10 protein-coding genes and 1 riboswitch are annotated in these 15,157 nt (G+C 45.9%); of the genes, 4 read left to right on the top strand and 6 right to left on the bottom strand.

Going from position 1 to position 15,157, the window contains the following annotated elements:
- Positions 1-107: 107 nt before the first annotated feature.
- Positions 108-662, bottom strand: a complete 555-nt coding sequence (locus QUF19_RS00050; RefSeq protein ID WP_286295259.1) for a TMEM165/GDT1 family protein — start codon at positions 660-662, stop codon at positions 108-110.
- 34 nt (positions 663-696) lie between these two features.
- Positions 697-872, bottom strand: a riboswitch (yybP-ykoY riboswitch).
- A 210-nt stretch (positions 873-1,082) separates the two neighbouring features.
- Between QUF19_RS00050 and glyQ the strand changes: the two genes are divergently transcribed.
- From glyQ to QUF19_RS00030, 4 genes are all read left to right on the top strand, one after another.
- The gene (glyQ, locus tag QUF19_RS00045) at positions 1,083-1,997 is read left to right on the top strand and encodes a glycine--tRNA ligase subunit alpha (protein WP_009848159.1); all 915 of its coding nucleotides are present in this window, start codon (positions 1,083-1,085) and stop codon (positions 1,995-1,997) included.
- 2 nt (positions 1,998-1,999) lie between these two features.
- Positions 2,000-4,081 (top strand): glycine--tRNA ligase subunit beta, encoded by a 2,082-nt coding sequence (gene glyS / locus QUF19_RS00040; RefSeq protein WP_286295257.1) that lies wholly within the window; start codon positions 2,000-2,002, stop codon positions 4,079-4,081.
- Between the two features lie 202 nt (positions 4,082-4,283).
- A complete protein-coding gene (locus tag QUF19_RS00035) occupies positions 4,284-6,371 on the top strand; it encodes an alpha-amylase (protein ID WP_286295256.1) in 2,088 nt (695 codons plus the stop codon).
- Positions 6,372-6,625: 254 nt separating this feature from the next.
- Complete coding sequence (locus QUF19_RS00030; RefSeq protein ID WP_286295253.1) at positions 6,626-7,879, top strand: valine--pyruvate transaminase; 1,254 nt, start codon at positions 6,626-6,628, stop codon at positions 7,877-7,879.
- 139 nt (positions 7,880-8,018) lie between these two features.
- Here QUF19_RS00030 and QUF19_RS00025 read toward each other — a convergent pair whose 3' ends face one another.
- The 5 genes from QUF19_RS00025 to dnaA form a co-directional block, all read right to left on the bottom strand.
- Positions 8,019-8,453, bottom strand: coding sequence for an Hsp20 family protein (locus QUF19_RS00025; protein WP_017107513.1), 435 nt, complete (start codon positions 8,451-8,453; stop codon positions 8,019-8,021).
- Between the two features lie 503 nt (positions 8,454-8,956).
- Positions 8,957-11,374 carry a DNA topoisomerase (ATP-hydrolyzing) subunit B gene (gene gyrB / locus QUF19_RS00020; RefSeq protein WP_286295251.1) on the bottom strand — a complete coding sequence of 806 codons (2,418 nt, stop codon included), beginning with the start codon at positions 11,372-11,374 and terminating at the stop codon, positions 8,957-8,959.
- A gap of 17 nt (positions 11,375-11,391) precedes the next feature.
- On the bottom strand, positions 11,392-12,471 hold the full coding sequence (gene recF / locus QUF19_RS00015; protein WP_017111752.1) for a DNA replication/repair protein RecF: 1,080 nt from the start codon (positions 12,469-12,471) through the stop codon (positions 11,392-11,394).
- Between the two features lie 82 nt (positions 12,472-12,553).
- Positions 12,554-13,654, bottom strand: a complete 1,101-nt coding sequence (gene dnaN, locus QUF19_RS00010) for a DNA polymerase III subunit beta (protein WP_017107516.1) — start codon at positions 13,652-13,654, stop codon at positions 12,554-12,556.
- 81 nt (positions 13,655-13,735) lie between these two features.
- Positions 13,736-15,157, bottom strand: a complete 1,422-nt coding sequence (dnaA, locus tag QUF19_RS00005) for a chromosomal replication initiator protein DnaA (protein WP_065111976.1) — start codon at positions 15,155-15,157, stop codon at positions 13,736-13,738.

Below are 15,157 nucleotides of genomic sequence, written 5' to 3'. Positions count from 1 at the left end.
ATGACAGTTATATGTCCATTCGCTCGATAAACCCCACAATACTATAAGAGTATGACCTACAACACATTACTCTACTGGTTGAGTATAATAAGACTCAATACCACCGCTTAATAGAACGCCGCTGCGATAGCCAAACCCACGAATAACAAAGCCGTGATCTTGCGAATCAGATCAAGAGGCATTTTATCTGCCGATAACTTACCAATGATCACCACGGGCACATTCGCCAGCAACATACCAATGGTAGTGCCGAGAATTACCCACATTAATGCATCCGAATATTGAGCCCCTAGAATGGAGGTCGCAATCTGAGTCTTATCACCAATCTCAGCAATAAAGAAAGCGATAAAACTGGCGACAAATGGCCCTCGGTTCGAGATCTGCTCATCATCGTCCAACTTATCCGGAATCAGAATCCAGCCTGCCATCGCAACGAAGCTGACCACCAGCACCCATTTAAGCACTTCAGGAGATAAATAATCGGCGATCACAACCCCCAGCCATGCAGCAAGGGCATGATTGGCTATAGTGGCAAAGAAAATAGCCGCAATAATAGGTAACGGTTTTCGATATCGACTGGCTAATAAAAGGGATAGCAACTGAGTCTTATCACCGATCTCGGCTAAGGCGACAGTTGTAATTGAAATTGCTAAAACGCTCACGACATGCTCATTTGGGACGGAGATTATTATATTTAACCAAAGACAAACCTCGCGCCCCATCCCGGTTCACGATGCTTGTCTAAGGTCTTGCTAAGCGCCACCAAGGTGGTGGTTGCCTCGAACGCCATGATGATTTTGCATCAATTATGTTGACGGACGAACTCATTCAATAGGATATGAATAAGTAAGCTACTCCCCAAAGACCGCGAGATTTTAATCACCCACGCTTTCAAACACAAGTGTCAAAGTTATCAAAATATCCACTTGTGCCGAAAAACAAACATTAAAGGCAAAAAAATCCACTAAACGACATTTTAGACCACTAATTAAACAAGATTACCCCTACTCGCTTTACCAATATCTCGGTATACTCAGAGGTTATTTTTATCATTCATTTAAAAGAATCGCGCGAACCTGACTATGCAAAAATACGATATCAAAACCTTCCAGGGAATGATCCTCGCGCTGCAGGATTACTGGGCACAAAACGGTTGTACCATTGTTCAACCACTAGATATGGAAGTAGGTGCTGGCACCTCTCACCCAATGACATGTCTACGTGCACTTGGCCCAGAGCCAATGTCTACGGCATACGTTCAACCTTCTCGTCGTCCGACCGATGGTCGTTACGGTGAAAACCCGAACCGCCTGCAGCACTACTATCAATTCCAAGTAGCTCTAAAACCTTCTCCAGATAACATCCAGGAGTTGTACTTAGGCTCGCTTGAAGTTCTTGGTGTCGATCCACTTGTTCACGATATTCGCTTCGTAGAAGACAACTGGGAAAACCCAACGCTAGGCGCATGGGGTCTTGGTTGGGAAGTATGGCTAAACGGTATGGAAGTGACTCAATTCACTTACTTCCAACAAGTTGGCGGCCTTGAGTGTAAACCTGTAACGGGTGAGATCACTTACGGTATCGAGCGTCTAGCAATGTACATTCAAGAAGTAGACTCTGTTTACGACCTTGTATGGAACGTAGCACCAGACGGTTCTAACGTGACTTACGGTGACATCTTCCACCAAAACGAAGTTGAGCAATCAACGTACAACTTCGAGCACGCAGACGTAGATTTCCTATTCACTTTCTTCGACCAGTGCGAAAAAGAGTGTAAAGAGCTACTTGAGCTTGAGAAGCCACTGCCGCTTCCAGCTTACGAGCGCATTCTAAAAGCAGGTCACGCATTCAACATCCTTGATGCGCGTAAAGCTATCTCTGTAACAGAACGTCAACGTTACATCCTTCGTATCCGCAACCTGACTAAAGCTGTTGCAGAAGCGTACTACGCGTCACGTGAAGCGCTTGGCTTCCCAATGTGTAAGAAGGATAAATAATCATGGCGAAGAATTTTCTAATTGAACTGGGTACGGAAGAGCTTCCACCAACGGCACTTCGTTCTCTAGCAGAAGCCTTTGCTTCTAACTTTGAAGCAGGTCTTAAAACTGCTGAGCTTTCTCACGAAGGCATCAAGTGGTACGCAGCACCTCGTCGTCTAGCACTTAAAGTGACAGCACTGGCTGAAGGCCAAGCAGACAAAGTCGTTGAGAAGCGCGGTCCTGCAATTTCTGTGGCATTCGATGCAGAAGGCAACGCGACGAAAGCTGCACAAGGTTGGGCTCGTGGTAACGGTATTACTGTTGAGCAAGCTGACCGTCTGAAAACAGACAAAGGCGAGTGGCTTCTTTTCAAGCAAGAAGTGGCTGGCAAACCAGTACAAGAATTGGTAATGGACATCGCTGCGAAAGCACTGGCTGGCCTACCAATTCCTAAAGCAATGCGCTGGGGTAACTCAGACATTCAATTTATCCGTCCAGTGAAAACACTGACAGTGCTACTAGGCGATGAGCTTGTTGAAGGCAAAATCCTAGGCGTAGCTTCTGCTCGTACTATCCGTGGTCACCGTTTCATGGGCGAACAAGAGTTCACAATCGACTCTGCTGACCAATACCCTGCGATCTTAGAAGAGCGCGGTAAAGTAATGGCAGATTACGATGCGCGTAAAGCGATCATCCTTGCTGATGCTAAAAAAGCAGCAGACGCGGTTGGCGGTATTGCTGACCTAGAAGATGACCTTGTTGAAGAAGTTACCTCTTTGGTTGAATGGCCAGTGGTGCTTACTGCTAAGTTTGAGCAAGAGTTCCTAAAAGTGCCTTCTGAAGCCTTGGTTTACACCATGAAAGGCGATCAGAAGTACTTCCCTGTTTATTCGCATGAGATTGGTGACGCTGAAAGAAGCCTTCTGCCAAACTTCATCTTCGTTTCGAACATCGAGTCTAAAGAGCCTCGTCACGTAATCGAAGGTAACGAGAAGGTTGTACGTCCACGTCTTGCTGATGCTGAGTTCTTCTTCAACACAGACCGTAAGCGTCCGCTTATCGACCGTCTTGCTGAACTAGACCAAGCGATCTTCCAGAAGCAACTGGGTACGATCAAAGACAAAACAGACCGCATCACAGAGCTTGCTGGCTACATTGCTGAGCAAATCGATGCTGATGTTGAGAAATCTAAGCGTGCAGGCCTACTGGCTAAGTGTGACCTAATGACATCTATGGTATTCGAATTTACGGATACTCAAGGTGTGATGGGCATGCACTACGCAACGCACGATGGTGAAGACGAGCAAGTAGCACTGGCACTTTACGAACAGTACATGCCTCGTTTCGCGGGTGACACCCTACCAAGCACCGGTATTTCATCTGCAGTCGCAATGGCAGACAAGCTAGACACTATCGTAGGTATCTTCGGTATTGGCCAAGCGCCAAAAGGTTCTGACCCATTTGCTCTACGTCGTGCATCACTAGGTGTGCTACGTATCATCGTTGAAAACGGCTACAACCTAGACCTAACTGATCTAATCGGTAAAGCGAAAGAGCTACTAGGCGACAAGCTAACCAACGAAAACGTAGAAGCTGACGTTATCGACTTCATGCTAGGTCGTTTCCGAGCATGGTACCAAGATGCTGGTTTCAGCGTTGATATCATCCAAGCGGTATTAGCACGTCGTCCAACTAAGCCTGCTGACTTTGACCAACGCGTTAAAGCGGTTTCTCACTTCCGTGAACTGGAAGCAGCAGAAGCACTAGCAGCAGCGAACAAGCGTGTAGGTAACATCCTTGCGAAATTCGATGGCGAGCTACCAGCTGAAATCGACCTAACGCTTCTTCAAGAAGACGCAGAGAAAGCATTGGCTGAAAATGTTGAAGTAATGACAGAAGCACTAGAACCAGCATTCGCAACAGGCAACTACCAAGAAGCCCTAAGCAAGCTTGCTGATCTACGTGAACCTGTTGATGCATTCTTCGATAACGTAATGGTTATGGCTGATGACGAAGCGCTTAAGAAGAACCGTCTAACGCTACTGAACAACCTACGTAACCTGTTCCTACAGATTGCAGACATCTCTCTACTGCAAAAATAAGCACGAGTGAGACGGTTGCTCTAAGTCATACTCTGAGCAACCAAAGGTAAACACCCAAAGGGAAGCGAAAGCTTCCCTTTTTGTTTTTGTGAACCAAGCATTTGTTTGTAGAGGTGTTATTGACCAACTGAATGAAACAGCACTCGGACTGTAGAGGGCATTGTTTGCTATAACTAACCTGTTTATTCAGGGGAAGGGAACAATGAAAAAAACAGTACTCGCGCTTTCAATACTCGCACTCAGCGCATGCAGCCAAACCAGTGACAACAACCTACTGCTGACGATTGACAACGACACCATCGTATTTGAATCGACAGGTAAAGGCACCGTGTTCGCAGAACAAGAACTCGCTAAAGGTAGCTATACCTTCTCTATCAGCGACGCTCAAAATACCTGTGGTACCAACTTTGCGCTGGCTGAAGAGAGTCGCATCAAATTCAATAAACCCCTTCGCCTAGACGATTGTGCCGATAAATCTGAAATAGAGATTAAGGTCTTTCGTGCAAACACCTACCAGTTTACGCTCAACCCACAAACCAATGAGCTGACGGTTCAGGTAAAGCCAAAGCAGCAACAAGTACAAAGCTTTGCCTGCCCAGTACCTAGTGACCAGCCAACCACCATCGATGTTACTCAAACCTTTGATGAAGGTACTCTGGTAAGAGATGCTCTTTCAGGCACACAAACTACCGTAACCAACGGCAGCGTCACTATGCAGCCAGCAGAAAGCAGCCAAGGTGTTCTACTACTAGAGAAAGTAGAACCAGAAACCAAAGCCGATTTTAGTTGGGACAACGCTACGGTTTACTTCGTGATGACCGACCGCTTCCACAACGGCAACCCTGACAACGACAACAGCTACGGTCGCAGCCAAGACGGACAAGATGAAATCGGCACCTTCCACGGTGGTGACCTGGCTGGCTTAACCGAAAAACTCGACTACATCGAATCGCTCGGTGCCAATGCTATCTGGATTACCTCTCCACTAGAGCAGATCCACGGCTGGGTTGGTGGCGGTGATCGCGGTGACTTCAAACATTACGCCTATCATGGCTACTACCATCAAGACTGGACCAAGCTTGACGACAACATGGGTACCGAAGACGAGCTGAAAACCTTCATCGATACCGCGCACAGCAAAGGCATTCGTGTTGTTTGGGACGTGGTTATGAACCACACTGGCTACGCCACACTTGCTGATATGCAAGAGTTCGACTTTGGCAAACTCAACCTTACTGATGAACAAGCTAAACAAACCCTCGGTGAAAATTGGACAGACTGGCAACCAGAATCAGGCCAGAATTGGCACTACTTCAATAACTACATCTCTTACAGCGATAAAGAAGCGTGGGAAAAATGGTGGGGCAAAGCTTGGCTACGCAGCGATATCGGCGCTTATGACTCACCAGGTTACAACAACCTCACCATGTCTTTAGCGCATCTACCCGATTTCAAAACAGAATCGACAGAGACAACCGGGCTACCTAATTTCTATCGCAACAAGTCCACCAGCGCGACCGATGAACTTAAAACGCCTCGTGAACATCTAATCACTTGGTTATCTGATTGGGTGCGTGAATACGGCGTTGATGGCTTTAGGGTTGATACCGCCAAGCACGTTGAACTGGACGCTTGGGCTGAATTGAAGGAAAGCACCAATCAAGCACTAGCTGAATGGAAACAGAATAACCCAGACAAAGCCTTAGATGACTTGCCCTTCTGGATGACAGGCGAAGTGTGGGCACATAGCGTGGTGAAATCAGATTACTTCGCTAACGGTTTTGATTCGATCATTAACTTTGAATTCCAAAGCGATATCGCACCAAAGGCGCTTAAGTGTCTATCCGATCTCGATGCTGATTACCTCCGCTACGCAGACAAGATCAACACTGACAGCGAGTTCAACGTGTTGAGTTACCTATCGTCTCACGATACCTCGCTATTCTGGACACAGCACGGCAGCGACTTTGCCAAGCAAACCAAAGCCGCAAACGCATTGATGCTGGCTCCCGGTGCCGTGCAGATCTATTACGGCGATGAAATTGCACGAGACTTCGGCGCAACAGGTTCAGACCCAATGCAAGGAACCCGTTCAGATATGCCATGGGATCAAATCACTGGCGAACGAGCGCAACTGTTAGAACACTGGCAAACCCTTGGCCAATTCCGCCAACGCCACCCAGCCGTCGCTCAAGGTAAGCACATCATTCGCAACAGCAAAGGCTATTACGCCTTCGAGCGCCAATATAAAGATGACAAGGTGTTGGTTGTGTATACCGGCGCTAAATAAACGCTGATAGAAATAAACCGTAGAAACTAAAAGGAGAAGCTCAGCTTCTCCTTTTTTGATCACAAAACACTCGTTCAATAAGAAAGCGAACACTCATTAGCTAAACTTTATAGAAGTTTTTTCCGTGTTAGAGCATTTGGCGCTATGCGTCGCAAAAGCATTGCGGTATGTTCAAGGAATACACTGATGGCAGGCATAAGGTCTGCCTTAATGACACATAACAAGCAATCACAATGAATTAGGTAAAATAAGTAATGCAGTTCTCTAAGTTTGGTGAAAAGTTTAATCGTTACTCTGGAATCACTCGTTTAATGGATGATTTGAATGATGGCCTGCGCACTCCAGGCGCAATCATGCTCGGTGGTGGTAACCCAGCCGCTATCCCAGCCATGCTCGATTACTTTAACCAAGCCAGTGCCGACATGCTCGCCAGTGGAGAACTCATCGCCGCCCTCGCCAACTACGATGGTCCGCAGGGCAAAGATAGCTTCATTAAGTCATTAGCGGCGATGCTAAAAGAGACTTATGGCTGGGACATCAGCGAGAAGAACATCAGCCTGACGAATGGTAGTCAGAGCGGCTTCTTTTACCTATTCAACCTGTTAGCGGGTCAACAGCCCGACGGTTCACACAAGAAAATCCTACTGCCGATCGCACCGGAATACATCGGCTACGGCGATGCTGGCATTGATGACGATATTTTCATCTCGTACCACCCAGAGATCGAGCTGCTTGAAAACAGACAGTTCAAATACCACGTCGATTTTGAACAGCTAAAAGTTGATGACTCGGTTGCCGCTATCTGTGCTTCTCGCCCAACCAACCCAACCGGTAACGTGCTGACCGACGAAGAAGTACGTAAACTGGATAAACTGGCGCGTGAAAATAACATCCCGCTACTGATCGACAATGCCTATGGCTTGCCGTTTCCAAACATCATCTTTGAAGATGTGGAACCGTTCTGGAATGAAAATACCATTCTGTGCATGAGCTTATCTAAACTTGGCCTGCCGGGTGTGCGTTGCGGTATCGTGATTGCGAGCGAAGAGGTCACCCAAGCGCTGACTAACATGAATGGCATTATCAGCCTAGCGCCAAGCAGCGTTGGTCCCGCAATTGCTAACCACATGATTGAGAACGGTGACCTACTGCGTTTAAGCAGCGAAGTGATTAAGCCTTTCTACAAAGAGAAATCTTTGCGCGCGGTTGAGTTGTTACAACAAGCTATCGATGACCCACGCTTCCGTATTCACAAACCTGAAGGCGCTATCTTCTTATGGCTATGGTTTGATGAACTGCCGATCACCACTATGGAGCTGTATGACCGCCTCAAAGCTCGCGGCGTATTGATTGTTCCGGGTGAATACTTCTTTATCGGTCAAGAAGACGAGTGGGATCATGCTCACCAGTGCTTGCGTATGAACTACGTACAAGATGATGAAGCGATGCAGAAAGGTATTGCGATCATTGCTGAGGAAGTGAAAAAGGCTTACTCAGAACAGCAATAAGACCTTTTAGCTTCCTGCAACCCAAATACAAAAACGGTAACCCAAATACAAAAAGAGCACCTACCTTCTTCAAGGTTCTGGTGCTCTTTCACTTCTACTTCCCGATACGCTTTAACTCAATTGAGCTAAGCCAATAGCTTTAGCCTTCTAGTAGGCTATTACCATTAATTGCAATCTTACGTGGTTGCATCGCTTCTGGGATTTCGCGTTCTAGGTCGATGTGAAGAAGACCATTTTCCATGCTTGCGCCCACCACTTTTACATAGTCAGCCAGTTGGAATTTACGTTCGAAATCGCGCTCTGCAATACCTTGGTATACGAAAGTTTTCTCGGCTTCTGCTTTACGCTCACCCTTAACAATTAGCATATTCTCTTTTTGAGTAAGGTCTAATTGATCATCTGCAAAACCAGCGACTGCCATAGTAATACGGTAGTTGTTCTCGTCTTTTTGCTCGATGTTGTAAGGAGGGTAACCGCCAGAAGTATTTTTCGACGTGTTCGATTCCATCATGTTGAATAGACGATCGAAGCCGATTGCGTTGCGGTAAAGTGGAGTGAAATCTACAGTTCTCATAATGCTATCCTTTTAGTAAGCAATAGTCTTAGCTGTGATTTTTACTGAGATCGAACCTGTGAGTGATTCAGTAAACAGCTAAGGGATTCAGTTCGCATTCCACGGGTTTCACCTCATTTGGTGACAACTCTGGGACATGACAATGAATCAATTTTTAAATTGTGTGCTGCCAAAGTTATCCTCTATTGAGCGATACTTCGTCAGCGGTAATGAAGGTTCTGTTTCTTCTCTTGTAGAGCAAGACAGTCATCCTCTTCACAACTAGATATGTGGATTGAGCAAAATAGTTTCAAGGGATTATTTTCAATTATTTTTCCAATCCAATATTTTTCAGTACCTTACAAATACAAAAAAGCACTATCCAAAGGACAGTGCTTTTTAAAATTTTAGTTTTTTGAAACGAAGCTATTTCGTTTTAGTTCAAAGAAGAGGCGCGGAGCATACGAATGTATGTGAGCACCTCTGACACAGAAATTAAGCGAAAGAGCGAAGTATCAAAGATACTAAACGTCTAGGTTTGCTACTTTAAGTGCGTTCTCTTCGATGAAGTTACGACGCGGTTCTACTTGGTCGCCCATCAACGTTGTAAACAACAGATCCGCACCAACAGCATCTTCAATCGTTACTTGCATCATACGACGAGTTTCAGGATCCATTGTCGTCTCCCAAAGCTGATCAGGGTTCATCTCACCTAGACCTTTGTATCGTTGTAGACTTAAGCCACGACGAGACTCTTTCACTAACCAGTTCAGAGCTTCAACAAAGCTAGAAACTGCTTGAGTACGCTCACCACGCTTGATGTAAGCGCCTTCTTCGATCAAGCCATTAAGAGCTTCAGAAAGGTCCGCTAGCTTACCAAACTCTTTCGAGTTGATAAGGTCAATGCTGAGTACGTGTTCGTGAGTAACACCGTGTGTACGCACTACAATCTTAGGAACGCTCAAACCTAGCTCTTCGTGTTTTTCAACTTCAAGAGAGTATTGGCTCGCACCCACTTCTTTGCCGTTTAGCTGCTCTACAAGCTGCTTACCCCAAGCTTCAACGGCTGCTTCATCATGACACTGCTCTGCCGTTAGGCGAGGTACATAAATCAGTTCGTGAACCAATGCGCGTGGGTAACGACGACTCATACGATCAACTAGCTTGATACCTGCATTGTATTGATGAACAAGCTTCTCTAAGCCTTCACCAGCAAACGCAGGCGCTTCAGGGTTTACGTGCAATTCTGCATTGTCTAAAGCTAAAGATACTTGATACTGGTTCATCGCATCTTCATCTTTGATGTACTGCTCTTGCTTACCCTTCTTCACTTTGTAAAGTGGTGGCTGAGCAATGTAGATGTAACCACGTTCAATCAACTCTGGCATTTGACGGTAGAAGAACGTCAGTAGCAGAGTACGGATGTGAGAACCATCGACATCGGCATCGGTCATGATGATGATGTTGTGGTAACGCAGTTTATCTGGGTTGTATTCGTCACGACCAATACCACAACCAAGTGCTGTGATTAGCGTTGCAACTTCTTGAGAAGATAGCATTTTATCGAAACGTGCTTTCTCTACGTTAAGGATTTTACCTTTAAGCGGTAGGATTGCTTGGTTCTTACGGTTACGCCCCTGCTTAGCTGATCCGCCAGCAGAGTCTCCTTCCACAATATACAGTTCAGACAGTGCAGGATCTTTTTCCTGACAGTCAGCTAGTTTACCTGGAAGACCCGCTAAATCTAATGCGCCTTTACGACGTGTCATCTCACGAGCTTTACGCGCTGCATCACGAGCACGTGCTGCATCGATAATTTTCGAACAAACGATTTTCGCTTCACCTGGGTTCTCAATTAGGAACTCAGACAGTTTCTCACCCATTGTAGACTCAACGGCAGACTTCACTTCTGAAGAAACCAGTTTGTCTTTAGTTTGGCTTGAGAATTTAGGATCTGGCACTTTCACCGAAACAATCGCCGTCAAACCTTCACGAGCATCATCACCAGATGTTGAAGTCTTCGCTTTCTTCGAGAAGCCTTCTTTGTCCATGAAGCTGTTCAATGTACGCGTTAGTGCAGCACGGAAGCCCGCTAAGTGAGCACCGCCATCGCGTTGAGGGATGTTGTTGGTGAAACAGTAGATGTTTTCTTGGTAACCATCGTTCCACTGCATCGCAACTTCAACGGTAATGCCGTCATCACGCTCTGAATCAAAGTGGAAAATCTTCTGGATGATTGGTGTTTTGTTGGTGTTAAGGTGTTCAACAAACGCTTGGATACCGCCTTCGTATTCGAAGTGATCCATTTTGTCTTCTTCGCGCTCATCAATCAGCTTAATTGATACACCTGAGTTCAAGAATGATAGCTCGCGTAGACGCTTAGCTAAAATATCGTAATGGAACTCGATGTTAGTGAAGGTTTCTTCACTCGGCCAGAAACGAATCTCTGTACCTGTCTTGTCCGTGTCACCCACAACCGCTAGTGGCGCTTGAGGCTCACCGTGGCTGTATGTTTGAGTGTGGATTTTGCCACCGCGGTGGATAGTAAGAGTAACTTGCTTAGAAAGTGCGTTAACTACTGAAACACCAACACCGTGCAAACCACCAGAAACTTTGTACGAGTTATCATCGAACTTACCACCAGCGTGAAGAACCGTCATGATTACTTCTGCTGCTGATACTTTTTCTTCTGGGTGTAATTCTGTTGGAATACCACGGCCGTCATCGCTTACTGACACAGAACTATCTTCATGGATAGTTACGATGATGTCATTACAGTGACCAGCGAGTGCTTCATCAATAGAGTTATCTACCACCTCAAAAACCATGTGGTGCAGACCGGTACCATCATCCGTGTCGCCAATGTACATTCCAGGACGCTTACGTACCGCATCCAGACCCTTCAGTACTTTAATACTCGATGAATCGTAATTATCTGACATAGTTACTCTCTGACTAATTATCCTTGCTCTATTTTGCCATGTTCCACATGAAACATCCTGCTATTTTCGTCATGCATATCTGCAATCTGATCAGCGGTAATAGAGCTTACAAAAACTTGAGCCTCGGTCGCCTTTAAACACTCAGCAAGACGTGCTCGGCGTTGGCTATCTAATTCGGAAGCGAAGTCATCTATCAAATAGATGCACTGCTTACCTGTCATTTGAGTGAGGTGTTGCCCTTGTGCTACTCGTAACGCGCACACCATCAACTTCAACTGACCTCGTGACAAGACATCTTCCACTGGAGTGCCGTTCACTTTTATCTTTAGATCCGCTTTGTTTGGCCCACTAAAGGTGTAACCAAGTTGCTGATCCCTTTCAAAATTCTTTTCTAAAATCTCGGCGTATGGAGTGTCTTTATCCCAGCCTCGATAATAGTTAATCTTTATCTCAAACTCAGGTAAGAAGGTCGCGCAGATTTCTTCAGCGACTTCTTTAAGCTGCTCAACGTAAGTGGCACGCCACTGGCTGATACTTTCCGCTAAACGGGCCAATTCTTGATCCCAATAGCTCAGCTCTCGATAGTTCGTCGCCGTTTTCAATAAGGCATTACGCTGTTTATTGAGGCGCTTTACCCTGCCCCAAGCATCATAAAAGCCCGACTCACTGTGGAAGACTCCCCAATCAATGAATGCACGGCGATGCTTAGGTCCATCGGTTAGTAAATCAAACCCTTCAGGGTGAATCAACTGCAAAGGTAAGACTTGAGCTAACTGAGCCAATTTTTGCCCAGTTTGACCGCTTATTTTAACCTCTGTGGTGCCATCGCGCTGCTTATTAATGCCAATTGGCAGCTCAAATTGATCCGAGGTCATAAAACGGCCATGCACAAACAGTTCACTGCACTCATTTTGAATGATACGACCGGTTAAGGAGCTTTTGAACGAGCGACCATGTCCGAGCAGATACACCGCTTCAAGGACACTGGTTTTGCCGCTTCCGTTAGCCCCTATAAGAAAGTTAAAGCCTGATGACGGTTGAATGTCACAGGCTTCAATATTTCTAAACTGCTTTACGATTAAGCGCGATAAAGGCATAACGTCTTCATATTAATCTTCAATCACGGCTCGATAGACAAACGTTGTTGATAAGCAAACATAATGTATAAACAAACACGGCTTACAAACGAATCGGCATAACAACGTACATCGCGCTGTCATCTTGTGCATTTTCAATCAACGCACTCGCATTCGCGTCTGACATTGAGATTCGAACCTGTTCACAACGTAGCGTATTCAATACATCCAATACGTAGCTTACGTTGAAGCCAATCTCTAGTGCGTCACCATCAAAGGTTACGTCTAGCACTTCTTCGGCTTCTTCTTGCTCTGGGTTGTTCGCGGTAATGCGCATCTCGCTATCTACAAGATTAACGCGAACACCACGGAATTTTTCATTCGACAGAATCGCAGCACGAGAAAATGCGGAGCGTAACTCATCACAGCCAGCTTCTAATGTCTTGGTGGTATTTTGCGGCATTACGCGTCGATAATCAGGGAAACGACCATCAACGAGTTTAGAAGTGAAGACATAGTTGTTCACTTCAGCGCGCACATTAGAGTTACCAATTTGCAGCGTTACTGGCTGTTCTGGAGCATCCAGTAGCTTCACTAGCTCTTGAACACCTTTACGAGGAACAATGATCTGCTTTTGAGCAAAATCCGCACCAAGTTGAGCTTGTGATACCGCCATACGGTGACCGTCAGTTGCGACGCTACGTAGGATAGAACCTTCAATCTCAAACAACATACCGTTGAGGTAGTAACGAACGTCTTGGTTCGCCATTGAGAATTGTGTTTTCTCGATAAGACCGCGTAATTCAGCTTGTGTCACAGACACTTCAACTTCGCTGCTCCAGTCTTCAATGTTTGGAAAATCTGCCGCAGGTAATGTTGCCAATGAGAAGCGGCTACGACCAGAGCGAACCTGAACACGGTCACCATCCAATACCACAGTGATCACTGAGCTGTCTGGCAAACCACGACAGATATCTAGGAACTTACGTGAAGGTACGGTGATGCTGCCCGCTTCGAAATCACCTTCAAGCGTTACACGGCTGATCAGTTCAACTTCTAGATCCGTCGCTGTCATCGACAACACGTTATCTTCTACTTTAATCAGTAGGTTTCCTAGAATTGGAAGCGTTGGCCTGCCACCTAGCGCGCCAGATACTTGTTGTAATGGCTTAATCAGGTGACTACGTTCAATGGTAAATTTCATATCTTGCTCTTACGGTCTAAATGGCACTGCGTAATAGTACGTGGCCAAGATTCTGCTTATTAAGGTTAAGAATACTGTGTATTAAGAAGAAAGGGTACGAATCAAGTTCGAATAATCTTCTTTAATGTCGTGGCTCTCTTCACGCAGCTGAGCAATCTTACGACAAGCGTGCAGCACGGTCGTGTGGTCACGGCCACCGAATGCATCGCCAATCTCAGGCAAACTGTGGTTAGTCAGCTCTTTAGCCAGTGCCATCGCCAATTGGCGTGGACGAGCAACAGAACGAGAACGACGTTTAGATAATAGATCAGCAACTTTGATTTTGTAGTATTCAGCGACTGTCTTTTGAATGTTATCAATGGTGACCAGTTTTTCTTGCAGGGCAAGTAAGTCACGCAGTGCTTCACGCACGAAATCGATCGTGATCGGACGGCCAGTGAAGTTTGCATTCGCAATAACACGGTTCAATGCGCCTTCGAGCTCACGAACGTTAGAGCGTAAACGCTTAGCAATAAAGAATGCCACTTCATCCGCAAGGTGAATTTGGTGGTCTTCTGCTTTCTTCATTAAGATCGCAACACGAGTCTCAAGCTCTGGTGGCTCAATCGCAACCGTCAAACCCCAACCGAAGCGAGATTTAAGACGATCCTCTACCCCGTTGATCTCTTTTGGATAACGGTCAGACGTTAGGATGATCTGTTGGTTGCCTTCAAGCAGCGCGTTAAAGGTATGGAAAAACTCTTCTTGAGAACGCTCTTTATTCGCGAAGAATTGGATATCATCGATAAGCAATGCATCAACACTACGGTAGTAGCGCTTAAATTCTTCAATCGCGTTATTTTGTAGCGCTTTCACCATATCTTGAACAAAACGCTCAGAATGCATGTAAACCACTTTAGCATTCGGTTTGTTGTCAACAATGGCATTACCCACCGCATGCAACAAGTGCGTTTTACCTAAACCGGTACCACCGTATAAAAACAACGGGTTATAGGCTGTACCTGGATTATCAGAAACCTGGCGTGCCGCCGCCAAACCCAATTGGTTTGATTTACCCTCAACAAAGTTATTGAACTTATGTTTTGGGTTTACGTTTGAACGGTGGTTAAGGTCAACCGCTACGGGCTCTTCATCACGCCATATATTGTGAACAGGCTTACGAGCTTGTAACTGAGCAGGTGCTGACGATTCAGCAGCCACATCGGCTGCTGTACGTGTACGAGCTGGGGCGATAGTCTCAGATTTTGGAGCAGTCACTCGTTTGCTTCCGATCTCAAAATGAAGATGCGGAATATCATTACCACAATATTCTTGTAGCAAACGGTTGATGCTATTTAAGTACTTATCGCGCACCCAATCGAGTACAAATCGGTTTGGTGCAAATAGAGTTAGAGTATTACCATTGAGCTCCGCTTGTAACGGACGTACCCACATACTGAATTCTGTAGCTGGTAACTCTTCTTGAAGCTGTTGCAAGCATTGCAACCAAAGCGAAGATGACAC

The sequence above is a fragment of the Vibrio sp. FE10 genome (assembly GCF_030297155.1).
Lineage (GTDB): Bacteria > Pseudomonadota > Gammaproteobacteria > Enterobacterales > Vibrionaceae > Vibrio > Vibrio apostichopi.
Note: the sequence above shows the minus strand (reverse complement) of the source record. Positions and strands in the feature narration are given on the sequence as shown.

Excerpts from the sequence above, each read along its gene's own strand:
- dnaN (WP_017107516.1), bottom strand. The coding sequence starts at position 13,654 with ATGAAATTTACCATTGAACGTAGTCACCTGATTAAGCCATTACAACAA.
- gyrB (WP_286295251.1), bottom strand. The coding sequence starts at position 11,374 with ATGTCAGATAATTACGATTCATCGAGTATTAAAGTACTGAAGGGTCTG.
- QUF19_RS00035 (WP_286295256.1), top strand. The coding sequence starts at position 4,284 with ATGAAAAAAACAGTACTCGCGCTTTCAATACTCGCACTCAGCGCATGC.
- QUF19_RS00025 (WP_017107513.1), bottom strand. The coding sequence starts at position 8,453 with ATGAGAACTGTAGATTTCACTCCACTTTACCGCAACGCAATCGGCTTC.
- glyS (WP_286295257.1), top strand. The coding sequence starts at position 2,000 with ATGGCGAAGAATTTTCTAATTGAACTGGGTACGGAAGAGCTTCCACCA.
- QUF19_RS00030 (WP_286295253.1), top strand. The coding sequence starts at position 6,626 with ATGCAGTTCTCTAAGTTTGGTGAAAAGTTTAATCGTTACTCTGGAATC.
- recF (WP_017111752.1), bottom strand. The coding sequence starts at position 12,471 with ATGCCTTTATCGCGCTTAATCGTAAAGCAGTTTAGAAATATTGAAGCC.
- glyQ (WP_009848159.1), top strand. The coding sequence starts at position 1,083 with ATGCAAAAATACGATATCAAAACCTTCCAGGGAATGATCCTCGCGCTG.